The 16043-nt window shown below is 40.2% G+C and carries 13 protein-coding genes; 1 reads left to right on the top strand and 12 read right to left on the bottom strand.

Going from position 1 to position 16043, the window contains the following annotated elements; translation table 11 throughout:
* Window positions 1-113 precede the first annotated feature (113 nt).
* From BLR11_RS05775 to BLR11_RS05800, 6 genes are all read right to left on the bottom strand, one after another.
* A complete protein-coding gene (locus BLR11_RS05775) occupies window positions 114-782 on the bottom strand; it encodes an RsiV family protein (RefSeq protein ID WP_091649292.1) in 669 nt (222 codons plus the stop codon).
* Between the two features lie 149 nt (window positions 783-931).
* A complete protein-coding gene (gene radC, locus BLR11_RS05780) occupies window positions 932-1600 on the bottom strand; it encodes a RadC family protein (protein ID WP_245675096.1) in 669 nt (222 codons plus the stop codon).
* Between the two features lie 20 nt (window positions 1601-1620).
* Window positions 1621-2178, bottom strand: a complete 558-nt coding sequence (locus tag BLR11_RS05785; RefSeq protein ID WP_091649298.1) for a Maf family protein — start codon at window positions 2176-2178, stop codon at window positions 1621-1623.
* Window positions 2179-2192: 14 nt separating this feature from the next.
* Entirely contained in the window at window positions 2193-2456 is a 264-nt protein-coding gene (locus tag BLR11_RS05790) for a DUF4321 domain-containing protein (protein ID WP_091649330.1), read from the bottom strand.
* A gap of 179 nt (window positions 2457-2635) precedes the next feature.
* Window positions 2636-4339, bottom strand: a complete 1704-nt coding sequence (locus BLR11_RS05795; RefSeq protein WP_091649301.1) for a glutamine--tRNA ligase/YqeY domain fusion protein — start codon at window positions 4337-4339, stop codon at window positions 2636-2638.
* A gap of 72 nt (window positions 4340-4411) precedes the next feature.
* Window positions 4412-5401 (bottom strand): 2-hydroxyacid dehydrogenase, encoded by a 990-nt coding sequence (locus BLR11_RS05800; protein WP_091649304.1) that lies wholly within the window; start codon window positions 5399-5401, stop codon window positions 4412-4414.
* A gap of 134 nt (window positions 5402-5535) precedes the next feature.
* On the opposite strand from BLR11_RS05800, the gene BLR11_RS05805 reads away from it, so the two are divergent.
* Entirely contained in the window at window positions 5536-6438 is a 903-nt protein-coding gene (locus BLR11_RS05805; protein ID WP_091649307.1) for a fumarylacetoacetate hydrolase family protein, read from the top strand.
* Between the two features lie 113 nt (window positions 6439-6551).
* Here BLR11_RS05805 and BLR11_RS05810 read toward each other — a convergent pair whose 3' ends face one another.
* From BLR11_RS05810 to BLR11_RS05835, 6 genes are all read right to left on the bottom strand, one after another.
* Window positions 6552-6881 (bottom strand): YerC/YecD family TrpR-related protein, encoded by a 330-nt coding sequence (locus BLR11_RS05810; protein WP_091649313.1) that lies wholly within the window; start codon window positions 6879-6881, stop codon window positions 6552-6554.
* 94 nt (window positions 6882-6975) lie between these two features.
* Complete coding sequence (locus tag BLR11_RS05815) at window positions 6976-10698, bottom strand: PolC-type DNA polymerase III (protein ID WP_091649317.1); 3723 nt, start codon at window positions 10696-10698, stop codon at window positions 6976-6978.
* Between the two features lie 35 nt (window positions 10699-10733).
* The gene (locus BLR11_RS05820) at window positions 10734-12212 is read right to left on the bottom strand and encodes a VanW family protein (protein ID WP_245675097.1); all 1479 of its coding nucleotides are present in this window, start codon (window positions 12210-12212) and stop codon (window positions 10734-10736) included.
* Window positions 12212-13243, bottom strand: a complete 1032-nt coding sequence (gene holA / locus BLR11_RS05825; protein WP_091649319.1) for a DNA polymerase III subunit delta — start codon at window positions 13241-13243, stop codon at window positions 12212-12214. Before holA ends, BLR11_RS05820 begins: the two co-directional genes overlap by 1 nt.
* Window positions 13240-15375, bottom strand: a complete 2136-nt coding sequence (locus BLR11_RS05830) for a ComEC/Rec2 family competence protein (protein ID WP_091649321.1) — start codon at window positions 15373-15375, stop codon at window positions 13240-13242. Before BLR11_RS05830 ends, holA begins: the two co-directional genes overlap by 4 nt.
* Before the next feature lie 90 nt (window positions 15376-15465).
* Window positions 15466-16043: IS66 family transposase (locus BLR11_RS05835; RefSeq protein ID WP_143006408.1), on the bottom strand; the 578-nt coding region annotated here is incomplete at its 5' end.

Genomic DNA, 16043 nt, shown 5'->3' on the forward strand with positions numbered 1-16043 from the left:
GGCTTATTTAACTTATGTACCTATTATGCCACATATTAATTTATTTATCAACTAATAATACTTATTATTTATTAAAAAATTTTATTTTATATGTTTTATTTTCGCTTTATCATTTATCTTGCTGCTTTTTCCATATTCATATCAATAATTCCCACAGCATACGGTGCTATTTCATATTGTTGAAAAACAAAATGAATATGCCTTTCCCCATCTAAATAGTAGTTATTGGGAAGTTTTTTCAACCCTTTAAAATCATTATAAAAATAATGTTTCTGCCCATACTCACTAGATAAAAGCTTAGCATTGATTGCTTCCAATGTGAAATATTTTTCATCCTCCGGCCTGACTATTTGCTGCCAATACAGCTTTTTCCCTGTTTGCAAATCAAAAGTCGCACCAAAAGATCCGCTGGAAGGATGCGCTGCCCGATCAAAGTACACATATGTTTGCTCCAGAATAGATATATATTCTCCATCATTAAGCTTAACTTCAAATTTTCTATCCATTGTACGTTTCACTTGACTGTCTTCACCTGTTGTAAATGCTTTGATATATCGATTTACATTACGGGAAAAATAATATGAAATTTTTTGTCCTGCAAAAACATTATCCACCGTTTTTATAATAGGATATTGTAAAGTATACACACTTATGCCGCTGGAAGTTTCCATCGTCGTTTTTTGATTGACTGTGATTACATCAGCTGGAGTTCCTCGGGCCGCAGCAAAGCCAACCGTCATGATGCAAACACAAACAGATAGTAAAAATTTGATTTTTATCATGCTTAACGCCTCCTCTGCAAACAAATATCTTATTTTTTCTATTATAGCAATAGATATAAAAAAAATGCAAAATTGATATTCTATAAAAGATGGAATCTGCACTGCATTAAAAAAACAGCACCCAAAAAGCCGAGTGCTGTTTAACAATTTTATATATATCCTCGTTCACAAAGACTAACAAAAGTCCCATCACCAATAATGATATGATCGAGAACAGGAATTTCCATAACTCTTCCTGCTTCTGCGATGCGCTGTGTCACGGTAACATCTTCACGGCTTGGTTCCGGATCACCGGATGGATGATTATGCAGCAGAATAATCGCTGCTGCATTATATCGTATTGCATATCGAAACACATCTCTGGATTTAGCCAAAGACGCATTAATCGTACCAACCGTCAGTGTTTGAAATGATATAAGCTGATTTTTTGTAGATAAATAGGCTGCCGCAAACTGTTCTTGCGGCAAAACCCTCATATCCTCCATGACATAATCAGCAATAGCTTGCGGAGAGCTGAAATCAGGAGAACTTTGTTTGACACGCTGCCGGGAAATCCGTTTCCCTAATTCAATAGCCGCACAAACAGTAACCGCTTTATCAACTCCCAATCCACGAATGGCACATAAATCACTAATACTCGTTTCTCCCAAGTAATATACATTTTCATTGGGAAGCGAACGCAAAACTTCACGTGAAATATCTAATACGGAATGTCCTTTTATGCCTGTCCGCAATAAGATTGCCAATAAATCTTGATCGGTTAGCGATTTGGGACCTTGCCTCATAAATTTTTCCCGTGGTTTTTCACATAGAGCCATATGTCTTACCTCTACGGTCATTAAGTCACCTTTGCCTTCTTAAGCATTTTGTAGACTTGTGACAAGGGGAGACCTACAACATTTGTATAGGAACCATTTATTTTGTCAACAAAGACTGCCGCTTTTCCTTGTATACCATAAGCTCCCGCCTTATCCATCGGTTCTCCCGTTGCAACGTACCGTTCTATTTCTTTATCCCCTAACTTACGAAACCAGACCTTTGTTTCTACGACCTGCGTATACTCTTTATCACTGCAAGCCAGTGTTACTCCCGTATATACAGAATGTTTTTTCCCAGACAATTCATGCAGCATGCGGATCGCTTCTTTATCATTCCGCGGTTTTCCTAATATAGTTCCGTCAACAGCTACCACCGTATCAGCGCCTAACACCCACTGTCCGGGAAATTTTCCGGCAACATCCCGTGCTTTGCCAGCAGCTTGTGCCAATACATATTTTTCAGGATCTTTCTTTTTAGGAAGCTGCTCATTGTATGAGCTGGGATTCACCATATATGCAATTCCAATCTGTGCCAATAATTCACGGCGCCTAGGTGAACCAGATGCTAAAATCAACACGTCAATCACTCCCATCAAAGACGTCGGAAGATAAATACAGCAAGCAGTATGCCTAACAAGCTTAGTATGTTAGGTGCAAAACGAATGCCAAATTTGAGTTCCAGTACATAGAGATTCAAGTCTACATTTTGAATATTAAAAATTTCATAGTGTTGTGATAACATGGGCATAAGGCTGCCAAAACTGATCTGAGATAATAATTCACCCAGAATACCTCCCAGGATACCTCCAATGACCAGAAACAAAATAAACATTCCTACGCCATGAGCTCCAATCATTTTCAAAAAAATCATCCCCTCTTACAGGTACTTTGTGTACTCTATCATTATACAGTTTAGTCATAATAGCCGCAACTGAAAGACGAAAAAGAACCGGTTTTCTAATAAAATTCCAAGAATTTTCTTAGCCGGTCCATTTCTTTAATATCAGTTTAATCAAATCTTTATGTCCTTCTTATCTATCCTTCTTTTTTCTGCATTTTCGCCCAGGTATCCCGCAAACCTACAATACGATTAACGACAATATGCGTTGCTGTCGTGTCCGGATCAATGACAAAATATCCCTGTCTCAGAAATTGAAAATGATCCCCTATTGCAGCCTCTTTAATACACGCTTCCGCTTTACTATGATATACATCCAAACTGTGCGGATTAATTTTAGAAAGAAAATCTTTATTATCCGATATACTGTCATCTTCGTCGTTTTCAGGAGTTTCATCAGCCAAGAGATAGTCATACAATCGTGTTTCTACATCAACAGCATCGGCAGCCGATACCCAGTGCAGCGTTCCTTTTACCTTACGATTAGCATTTATACCGCTGCCGCTCTTACTTTCCGGGTCATACGTACAATGGAGTTCCAGTATATTTCCCGCCGCGTCTTTAATAACTTCCTCACATTTAATGATATACGCATATTTTAAACGCACTTCCTTACCCGGGGCAAGACGGAAAAATTTTCTTATCGGTTCTTCCATAAAATCCTGCCGTTCAATATACAGCTCTTTGCTGAAATGGATAGTACGCAGTCCCATTTCTTCATTTTCCTGATTATTTTCAGCCGTCAGTTCTTCTACCAACTCATCTGGATAATTTGTAATAACCACTTTAATAGGATCTATAACGGTCATAATGCGCGGTGCCTTAAGTTTTAAATCTTCACGAATACAATATTCCAAAAGAGAGATATCTACCATACTATCTGCTTTGGCTACGCCAATGCGTTCACAAAAATCACGAATTGCTTCCGGAGTGTAGCCACGGCGGCGTATTCCCGAAATGGTCGGCATACGAGGGTCATCCCAGCCGCTGACAATTCCTTTTTCCACAAGTGTGCGCAACTTGCGTTTGCTTGTAATCATCTTTGTTACATTGAGTCTGGCAAACTCGATTTGGCGAGGTTTCTGGCCTTCCGGATCATCCCAATCTTCCAGCACCCAATTATATAAAGGACGATGATCCTCAAATTCAAGTGTGCAGATAGAATGTGTAATACGTTCTATCGCATCCGATACGGGATGCGCAAAATCATACATAGGATAAATGCACCACGCATTGCCGGTGCGGTGATGTTCTGCATGCACAATTCGGTAAATGACCGGATCACGGAGATTAATATTAGGACTGGCCATGTCAATTTTTGCACGTAGTACTTTTTCTCCGTCAGCGTACTTTCCAGCCTTCATCTCTTCAAATAATTTTATATTTTCTTCCACACTGCGGTCCCGATACGGACTTTCCTTGCCAGACTTAGAAAAAGTACCGCGATATTCATGGATTTGTTCCCCTGTTAAATCATCTACATAAGCTTTTCCCAATTTAATAAGTTTTACAGCATACGCATACAGCTTATCAAAATAATCGGAGGCATAAAACATGCGATCATCCCAAGTAAACCCCAGCCATTTTACATCTTCTTTAATAGAATCAACGTATTCTATGTCTTCCCTGGCCGGATTAGTATCATCGAAACGAAGATTTGTTAGACCGCCGTATTTTTTTGCTATCCCAAAATTAAGGCATATTGATTTTGCATGCCCTATATGCAGATATCCGTTCGGTTCCGGCGGAAAACGCGTATGTACCCTCTTATCATACGTATTTGCCTCATTATCTTCGTCAATAAAATTTTCGATAAAGTTTTTTGTGATTTCGTTGTCCATGGAACGCCCTCTCCTCTTTCTTACTATGATATTCTATTGTAGCATAAATACGACGGTCAAACTAGTAACTACTTAAGAATTAGAACTATAATTTACTTTCTCATTCACACATGTCTCCAGTGCGTTTCCCGCAAGGCCCTTCAATAAATTACGTGCCGCCAATTCGGCCATATCCCTTCGTGTCCGTTCCGTAAGGCTGCCAATATGCGGGAATACCAATGCATTCGGCAAAGCCAGCAACGGATGATCCACTGGCAACGGTTCCGGTTCAGATACATCAAGAGCCGCTTTTGCAATTTGTCCGGTTTGCAACGCAGTTATTAAGTCCGATGTATTCACAACACCCCCTCGTGCAATATTAACAAAAATAGCTGTTTTTTTCATTTTCTTAAACCAGTTTATATCAATCATATGCCGTGTTTCATCAGTAAGAGGCATTGCAGCAACCAGCACATCAGAGCGGCGCAAAAGTTCATCAACCGTAACATATTCCGTACACCGGACAGTATCATCCGTTCTAGGATGTCGATTATGATAAATAACCGTCATTCCGCAGGCACGTGCCCGTCGGGATAATGATATACCGATGGCTCCCATTCCCAAAATTCCCATAGTACGTCGTGATAAGTCCATGCCAAAAACAGGATATGTACCTTCCATCCATTTACCCTCCAGCACAAATTGATGTGCCGGGATAAGATCACGGGCAGCACATAAGGTAATTGCCATAGCCAGTTCGGCCACTGTTTCCGTAAGAACTCCGGGGGTATGTCCCACGGGAATGCCATAAGCCGTTGCCGCCGCAATATCTACTTCATTATATCCGGTTTGCGGAAGCGTTATTACTTTTAGATTGGTTGCTTGGGCCAGTACTTTCGCCGTTACCGGGGATCCTTGTCCGGCTACAAGTCCCTCTGCTCCGCTGATCCATTGAGTCAAAAGATTTTCTGATATCTGTTCAGGATATTTCCATTGCCGAATAATTTCACAGTACGGCGCAATCATTTCTAAAAAACGAGGATGTATATAATTTACAGCTATTACAACTTTATATTTCTCCATGTAAAATCTCTCCTTTCGTTCATACGAAAGTATTGTACCACAATCTACTTTGTTTCGACACCATGATTTGCTATATCATCTATGGTATAATAGAAATTATAATTAAATATAAAGTAACACAAGGAGGCCAATCCATGAATATGAAAAAACTATTAACCTTCGAAGATATGGGACTCGTCCAATGGGGAGTTCTTAACGAAGAAGAAACAGGCGTATACAGTGCAATTGCTTTAGAAGAAGCTTTCTTTACCCCCTTTCCAGAAACACTTCTGGAATTTATTCGACAAGGGAATGACGGTCTGTTAGCTCTTGCAGATGCCTTGGAACAAAATGAAAAAGAAGGTGCCATCGAAGCAAAACCTCTCGATACAATTCGTATTCTTGCTCCCATTCCTCATGCAGAACGCAACATTTTCTGCATTGGCAAAAATTATACTGAACATATTGTAGAATTTGACAAAACAACCACCCCTGATATCCCAAAATACCCCATTATTTTTACAAAAGCGACCTCCAGCATTATTGGCCCGGAAGACTTGATCAATCCACACAAAAATGTAACATCAGAACTTGATTACGAAGGAGAATTAGCTGTTATCATCGGCAAAAGCGATTCTGATATTCCCATAAGTGAAGCCATGGATTATGTATATGGTTTCACTATTCTCAATGACGTTACCGCTCGTGATTTGCAACGTAATCACAGTCAGTGGTTTCATGGCAAAAGTCTAGATACATTTTGTCCCATGGGTCCTTATATATTGCTTCGTGATGCTGCCCCAGATAACTTTGATGTGATAACCAAAGTAAATAACGAAGTTCGTCAAGACGGTTCAACAGGAGAATTCATATTTACAATTCCTCAATTAATCACAACTATTTCACAAGGCACAACGTTACAAGCCGGTGATATCATTGCTACCGGGACACCTTCAGGTGTTGGCGTAGGGTTTAATCCTCCTCGCTATCTGCATTCAGGCGATTGTGTAGAAATTTCAATCTCGGATATCGGAACATTAAAAAATAAAGTAAAATAACCTGCATCAAGAACATCATTATTTAATTCAAAAAAACGCCTCACAATGAACTGCCCCTCATAAGTTAGACTTGAAAAATCTAGCTTATGAGGGGCAGTTTATTGTACACCTATCTATTTCTTTTTTTCCAGCTTAATCATTTCCGGATGTTTCTGAGCCATACGATCAAGAATTTTGTCGTACCCGCCGCTGCCGTACATAAGACAACGTTTAATGCGGCTAATCGTCGCCGTACTAGCCCCGGTTTTTTTGACGATGTCTTCATATATGTCACCGGCCTTGAGCATTCGTGCAACTTCAAGTCTTGCAGAAATGGCTTTCATTTCTTGAACTGTACACAAATCTTCAAAAAACTCGTAGCACTCATCCAAATCCTTTAATTCCAGAATAGATTCAAATAATTGATCATGAAGATGATCCTTCAATTTTTCATTGGCACTCATAATGACACCTCTCTCGCCTTTTGCTTTTACGCTTTATCCTATTAAATTCATTTATTTATTATAAAGCAGAAATGCATAAATGTCGATAGGTAATTTACATGGCAAACAAGTCTATCTGTTCGTCCTCCGGCAAATCCCCCAAACATCCTTGTTCCGACATTAGATCAATGAGTGACTGCGAAACTTTGCCCCGCATTTTAAGATCCGCTTTAGAACTGAACCGCTGCTGCTCACGAGATGTAACGATCTGTTCAGCAACATTTTCTCCCAGTCCTTCCACCGCCGTAAACGGGGGTAGTAATTTTCCTTCATAAATAGTAAATTTCGTTGCTGCCGATAAATTAATGTCGACATTTAAAAAAGAATATCCGCGCAAGCTCATCTCCACCGCTATTTCCAGTGCTGAATAAAGATCCTGATCCCGCGGAGACGCCGCCTTCCCCTGCGCTGCAATTTCTTTCATAGCACGCCGTTGTGCTTCTAATCCGGGGACCATGCACGATAGTTTAAAGGCCTTTGCCCGGATGGTAAAAAAAGCAGCATAATAAGCTAATGGCTGATTAATTTTAAACCAAGCAATACGAAAAGCCATCATTACATACGCCACTGCATGGGCTCGCGGAAATAAATACCCAATTTTGTGACATGATTCGAGAAACCAATTGGGGATATGAGCTGCTTTAAGCTCTGTTTCATAATCTGTAGTCTTTTGACCGAGTTTATTTTTCTTATCAATGCCTTTCCCTTTTCGGACATTTTCCATGACCTTAAACCCGGTCTTTGGTTTTACTCCATGCTCAATTAAATAGTTCATAATATCATCACGCGTAGAAATGGCCTCTTTTAAAGGAACAGTATGAGAAGTAATTAAATCCTTGGCATTATTGAGCCAGACATCCGTCCCATGAGAAAAGCCGGAAATTCGAACCAATTCAGAAAACGTCTTAGGTTTGGTATCCACCAACATCTGCCGGACAAACGAAGTCCCGAATTCAGGAATCCCCAGGCTGCCCACTTCACTTCCCAGTTCCTGTGGATCCAGATCCAGTGCCTTGGTAGAGCTGAACAAACTCATGGTTGCCGGGTCATCAAAAGGTACCTTCGTCGCATCAAGTCCTGTCAAATCTTCGAGCATACGTATGAATGTCGGATCATCATGTCCCAGAATATCCAGCTTGACCAGACGTCCTTCGATAGAATGATAGTCAAAATGAGTCGTAATAATACCTGAATCTTTTTTATTGGCGGGATATTGAACCGGTGTAAAATGATGAACATCCATATCACGTGGAATTACCATAACCCCGCCGGGATGCTGTCCTGTCGTATTTTTAACGCCGGTACAGCCGGAAACAAGGCTATTGACAAAAGCATCATTAACCGTAATGCCTTTGGAATCAGCCCATTTCATAACATAACCGTATGCAGTTTTATCCTTGACCGCGCCAATAGTACCCGCACGGAAAACATTATCCTTGCCAAACAATTCTTCTGTATATTTATGGGCTTTTGGATGGTATTCACCGGAAAAATTCAAATCAATATCCGGTACTTTATCTCCATCGAAACCCAAGAAAATAGCAAATGGAATATTATGTCCATTTTTTTGCAATTGTGCGCCGCATACAGGACATTTTTTATCAGGCAAATCAAATCCCCCGCCAACAGAACCATCTTCAAAAAATTCACTGTGCTTACAGGACGGACAAACATAATGAGGCGGCAACGGGTTTACTTCTGTAATTCCTGACATCGTCGCAACAAAAGAAGAACCAACGGACCCCCGTGAACCTACTAGATATCCGTCATCGTTAGAGTGCTTTACAAGTTTATGTGCGATATAATACAATACACCAAATCCATGACCTAAAATAGATGTAAATTCTTCTGTCAATCGATCTTCCACAATTTTCGGCAAAGGATCTCCATAAATTTCATGTGCCTTATCATAACACATTTGTTTCAATGCCTCTGATGACCCTTCGATTTTCGGAAAATACAACGTCTCCTTCGGTACAGGTCGTACTTTTTCAATCATGTCATTAATTTTATTTGGATTCGTAATTACAACTTCTCTGGCTCGTTCTTCTCCTAAATAAGAAAATTCCTCCAACATTTCATCGGTCGTACGCAAATACAAATCAGGTTGAAAAGCGGCATCCTTGAATCCCTTGCCAGTCATTAAAATCTCACGATATATTTTGTCTTCGGGGTTTAAAAAATGAGCATCACAAGTAGCCACCGTCATCTTGCCCAGTTCATCACCCAATTTAACTATCGTACGATTAATATTACGCAATCCTTCTTCGTTTTCCACCAATCCTTCACGTACCAAAAATTGGTTATTCGTAAGCGGCTGAATTTCAAGATAATCATAATAGGAGGCAATTTCTTTCAGTTTTTCGTATGGCAAATTTTTCTGCACCATAGAACGCACAAGTTCGCCTGCTTCACAAGCTGATCCCAACAAAAGGCCTTCTCTATATTCATTGAGTACCGCCCGAGGAATCCGCGGACGACTGCGATAGATATATTTTAAATGGGAAATGCTGATAAGCTTGTATAGATTGCGCAGCCCCACTATATTTTTTGCCAAAATGACAATATGATATGATTCATCAATATGTTCATCAAACAAATACCCTTCCATGCCATAAATAATTTTGACGTTATTTACAGGATTTGTTGCAATTTCCTGTAAAAGCGGAAAGGATTGGACCACTCCGTGATCGGTGACAGCCACCGCCGGATGCTTCCATTTTTTTATGGTTTTAATAAGTTCTTTAACAGTAATAAGGGCATCCATATCACTCATGATAGTATGCAGATGCAATTCCACTCTCGGAGTTGGATTTGTATCTTCTCGTTCGACTGCACTGCTTTCAGCCGGCATAATATCATATACATTGAGTACATAATCATTTTGATAATTATCATACTTTACGTCGCCATGCACGCGAACAAAAACCCCTTCTTTGAGGTTTTTCTGCAAGGCGTCAAATCCTTCGGGCGTCATGGAATCTTTACGGCGATATTTCGCATTAGGATTCCCTGCCCCTTTTGATACATCAATAAATTTTTTCGCTGATATACCATTTGTTTTATCTGCTATTTGAAACGACAACAACGTCCTGCCTGATTTCAATTCACGAAATTCCGCTTTAACAATCTTTCCTTTAAAAATAACTCCATTTCTTTCTTCTCCAGAAACATCATTAATGGCTATTGTTTCACCAGTAAAGCTTTTTCCCATCCATATGCGGCTGTCGACACCAGAAGTCGACTGAGCGCTGCCGGCAGAATTGCCGCCCGGCGTTGTCTTTTTAGGCCCCTCGACAACAGCTTTACAAGCTTTGATATACGCATCATCACAAAGATCATCAGATTCTTCATATAAATTTTCGTACATATCCTCATGCGGAATCGCATAGCTTTCCTCATCTCGATCTGCTGTATCAATAATTTCCTCCGTATCTTCTTCCGGCATAGGGCGGCCATCACAAGAAAGATCGACTCCATTGGCAGTCTCACAAAGGGAATCAAAATCAGCGTCAGCATCCACCACCGCTGCCTGAGTTGAAACAATATTGGGTACATTCGTTTTTACAGTATGATCAAGTATGACATCTCCGTTGATAGATAATTGTCGGCAAACAGCTTTTTTCAAATCCTCTAGATTCCGGCATTCTTGTCCCTGGGTATATATATGCCACTTCTTGCCGGCATCTGCCATACATACTTTTTCAACAGTTATGCGATTTACATCGTCTAATTGTATTGTCATTGCGTCCTTAGGGACAATATGATAGACCTTCATAACTTCTTTCCTCTCAAAAAAATACTATAACATTGTTAATCTGTCATGTCATGTAATTTGTTAATAATAACATCCTGTGGTGTTTCCCCATCTAAATTTGTGTCTTGAACCGTTTGTTCCGACGACGGACCCGACGTACGAATAATTAATGTATTCGGATCATAATGGGATACAATTTTATCCGTATATTTATCTCCATCTTTGTATGATACATCACGCCGGATAGTTACATCATGTCCATCATATCCTTCTTGTTCGCGTACATCGTCCGTGACAGAATCATCGTGCTTATAAACAACTTTATGCGGGAGCGTCTTTTGAGACAGCGTCGTAAAGGATACCTCACACGTATCTGCGGAATTTCCCAAAATATATACAGTCAGCGCACTCCCTGTCATTGCAGTATAAATATATATAGGATGTTTAAACGGATTTGTAAAGCCAAAATCCAAAGACCCATCAGCCACAGTAGCATCCATCCCTACTGGAACATATTCGGCAGGAGCGAAGTGAGGCGACCGATGATCAATAATAAGTCCGGCTCTCAGCGCCGCATTAAAAAGAGTTGTGCTTACCTGACAAACACCACCGCCAGCATCCATGACCACCTTATTATCAAAGTAAACAGGTGCATCCTTGTATCCTTTATCACGCGTGCGCGTGCCAACGGTATCATTAAAAGAAAACGCTTTTCCTGCCGGTACCAATGCGTGCGTCAGAAGATTCTGGCAAATCTTTATATTTTCATCGCGATCTGCCGCTGACGCATCAAAATGAGTCGTATAATAGGATAGCACCGTATCAATCCCTTTTAAGTCCTTCTCCTTGATGGCTGGTTCTTTGCGATCCTGTACCGTTATTGCAATATCCCCTGTATTTCCTTTATGCAGTTCATCAAGAATCTGATTCTTCAGCTGCCCTGCATCAATCACGATGCGATCCGTCCCGTTATGCAAAACGACAGAACTGCCATTGGGAACAGCATATGCATTTTTCTCTTCTACATCATATTTATCGTGAATGTGATTCGTAAAATCGGTAAGCATATCATCATTTACTTCGATGGCCAGCGGCACATTCTTTCCATATCGCAGCGTCGTATATACATCTGCGATACGTTGTATAGGCGTACCGATGCGTCCAACAAGAAATATATCATCATTGATACGCTGGCGATCGTAATGACCATTCATTTTTTTTAAAGAAAGCGTTTCATCTACTCCTTGTGCCGTAAGCGAAAGAGTTTTCTTATGTAAATCGTTTTCTCTTTCATCAAGATATTGTTGAATATCATCTTCGGTCATATTTGCAACAGGTTGTCCATCTAGTGTAACGAAATCAATAGTTTTACTCTGTGCAAAAAGAAATCCCCCGGTACTGAGAGCACATATAATACCAAATGCAATGAATCCTTTTTTCCATGGAATATGATGATGACGAATACCGTGTTTTTCCTGATATCTGCGACGATATTCTCTCATCCGTTCTTTTCGTTCTTGTTCTTCTTCTGTCACTATAGGTGCCTTCCTTTTGCACTGCAGCAATACAAGCAGACAAGAGGTACCATATCCTCGTGTGACCCCATTCCCCTGCGAATATTGAGCTGTAATTTAAATATATTACTAATTAATTCATCTAATTCTGCCGCCGTCCAATATGTTTCTACCTTTTTCAAACTGAATAAAACATATTTTACGCTCCTCCCCTTATTGATTTGCGCTAAAACGGACTCACATTGCACAGCTCCGGCCTGACTATGCTTTAGTTCTTTGTATGCTTTTAACAGGCGCAGCCGTGACATCATATACCCCGTATTTTTAAGAAACACATCCTGACGAGAAAAAAGTCCCGTCAACAGTGGTATGGCATGACGGCCATCTCGGTGAAGAAAAGCCTCCATAAAAGTAAACAGATTTTTTTCCATAGTACCTGAAAACAGATGCGTTAGTTCAGCAACATCAATACATGTTTGATGTTCATCAAGCATAATGCAAAGTTTTTCCAGTTCTGAAAACACATACATGAGTGAGATAGATTCCCACGTTTGAAATAAAGCATGAAGGTACTGTTCCGCTTTACCGGTAAGCGTTTTCTGTTTTCCTTTTAAATATTCTGTTACATACATCATAGCATTACGATCTGTAACAGGTTCACATTGTACTGTATCTGCTAAGGGTTTCAGTTTTTTATAAAAAACGCTCCCCATATCCACCATACCTTTTGTATAAAAAAGAACGGCCTGTTGATCCGGCAAACGGCTGATCTTATCAAGAAACCATTCTTCATCTTTAGAAAGTTTGCTCCGTGACCGCCCGCCATGTTTTACAGGCAAATAGGGAGATTCATTCCATATACAGATACCCCCACTGCCAAACAGAGAGGTTCCTTCAAAAGACTCCACCACCCGAGCAGGCGGTGTTTCTTTGGAAAACGTTTGAATGTCTATATCGCTGCCGAATGTTTTTCGACAAGAAAGAATAAACTTTCTGCGCGCCTCTTCCATTAGATATTCTTCTGTTCCATATATAATTTTTATAGAATTCATTCTGAATCACCACCATAAGAAGAAAATCTCCACTTCCCTTTACGAAAGACGGCAATGATTTCACCTGTTCGAAAAGGAGAAAAACAAGGTATTCCATAATAGGCAGCCTCTTCCTGCCAAGTTTCCCAGCCCATGTCACCTTTACCGCTGCGAAATAATATTAACGCAGCCGCTTCTTTAGGGAAGGGTATCTTTTCTGTTCCATGCCGCAATGATCGTATTTCAATACAAGCCGTAGGAAGTATAATACCATGAGAAATCGTATCGTAAATATAATAAGGAACCCTACCTGCTACAGCTTCATAGTACGACTGCTTATATTCCTTACCGGCAGGGACCGTGGTAAGATGTCCTATCGAAAACTGTTCTGTTAATTGCTGTGCCGTTTGTTTCGCCTCGTAGCCGCTGATATAAGCTGTATCAAGGGAAAAAATACCTTTATGGCGCAAAGCCGGAGTGAGGACGCAGGCTATTTGTTCCGGATTGGACCATTGGCTTTTATTATACCACACATGGACAGAACTATCACTATGTATACTACATGTCGCTCTATCATTTCCCATGTCGAAAACATAGATAACTGCTTCGGGTCTGTTCCATTGCCGCCATAAAAAATTGATGCTGACTAAAAACACAGAAAATAGTATTAATTTCTTTTTCTTCGGCAACGGAAAAAATAATGTTCCAACAAAAATATAATAGGCAACAATTGAAGATAGCGATAGTGCTCCACTCCATATTCTGCTATACGGCAGAGCCGCAATGAAGTAATTTCCATTTACCGCCAAAGTAAGGAGCGGATTTATTATCCATAATAACACGGTCATTCCCGGTGTGAAAAAAATCCCCAAAAAAGCTGCAATAAGTCCTAAAACAATAGTGCTGTCTAAAACAGGTCCAATGATAAGATTCGCAAGGAACGAATACAAAGGGAACGAAAAAAAATTGGCAAACAAGAAAGGAACCAGCAATATTTGAGCACTTATGCAGACCGTCAGGCTTTCTTGTAAAAAATTCGGTAAGCTGGTTAGTTTTTTTCTAACTGGCTGCTGGAGCAAAACAATACCCGCTGAAGCACCGCACGACAATTGAAAACTTAAATCATATAAAAGATATGGGCTGTAAAGAACCATCACAATGACGGCTGCTGCCAGAGCATGACAACTTGTATAATCTCGTCTGGCCACCAAACTATACGCACTAATAAGCCCCATAATAACAGAACGAATAACAGGCGCTGTAAAATTTGACAAAGCACCATAAAAAACAACCAGCACGGCAGATAAAATAAATAATCTGCGTTCTCTTAATCCGAAAAATCCTCCTATAAGTTGTACAATGCTCAATAATAAAGAAACATGTGAACCTGATACAGAAAGTATGTGTATAAGACCTGTCGTACTAAAACTATTAATAAGTATTTTAGGCAAGTCTTCATAATGCCCTCCGAAAAGTAAACTACTGAGAAGATATGAATTTTCTTTGCTGAGAATCGTCATAAAATTACGTGTCATATTTTCACGTATGTTCCATGCAAAAAGCGGCCATCCCGATGCTTCTTTTAAATATCGTATATCTTGGGGCGTATCCACATATACGGTTCCTATGATATATTGTTCCCGATCCCGATGGAGTGCATCATACATTCCTGTATTTTTATAATATTTTACAGCATGTATACTTCCTGTTACTCCAATATGAGAAGAAGGAAGACATGACGGTAATGCGGGCAGCGTAATATAGACCCGCCCGGAAGCAGCATGCCGTACGTTTTCTCCTTTATAGGAAAATTGAGTCAAAGAAAAAACATAGCGGGTCACCTTTCCTTTATCCGATTCATATGTATTTTTCTGTTCTTCAATAACACCTTCCATGTAAATAGCATGCCCAATCAAATATGCCGGAAGTTTATGATATTCCTCAGATACATATTGCAGCCGTGATGCCCCTAAGAAGAAAAAAAGCGGTATAAGAAATAAAAAAAACATTTTTTTCCTATAATGCATTGCCCCCATCGCGATAAGGTTGATAACCAATCCTGCAATGTAATATTCATGCTGCAGATGCAGTATTTCCGCAGTTGCAATACCTCCGCAGCAAGCTGTCGCTAATACTAAACTAAAGTATATCATGCAGTTACCTTATCTTTGATCTTATGTAAGCGGTTAATAACAGAGTGTATAGAAAAAAAGCAATGACCGAGATATACTCAAGTCACTGCCTTATTTGCAGAGTTGTTGAACTTCGTTGTTCCAAGGAAGATAATCTTCAAGGAATTCAGGATGTTGTTCGAACTGTACGCCAGGTAATTCGCTAAAAACGAATTTCAAGTATTTATAGGGATTGAGGCCGTTGACCTTGGCTGTTTCAACAATGCTATAAACAATTGCGCTTGCAGCTGCACCTCTGGGACTTCCACTGAACAACCAATTCCGGCGTCCTACAGTGAATGGACGTATGCTGTTTTCGATGAGATTATTGGAGATAGCGCAATTTCCGTCTAAAAGATAGTTCATCAACTCTTTTTTATGATTAAGGGCATAGTGTACAGCTTCGGCTGACTTTGATTTTGGCAGAAGGGTGTCTCTTGCAGATTCTACCCACGCCCAAAAGACATCTAAAACAGGTTTTTCCTGTTTCAGACGCGCTATCTTTCGCTTTTCGCCGCGGAGATCCGTAAGAGTTCTTTCGATCTCGAATAGCTTGTTGCAGTAGGTAATGCCTTGGCTAGCAAAGGTGGCGGACGGACTTTTCGTGTCCTTCGGGAGAGCCTCTACAAAATATCTTCGCAGATGTGCCC

Source organism: Megasphaera paucivorans, from assembly GCF_900103535.1.
Taxonomy (GTDB): domain Bacteria; phylum Bacillota; class Negativicutes; order Veillonellales; family Megasphaeraceae; genus Megasphaera_A; species Megasphaera_A paucivorans.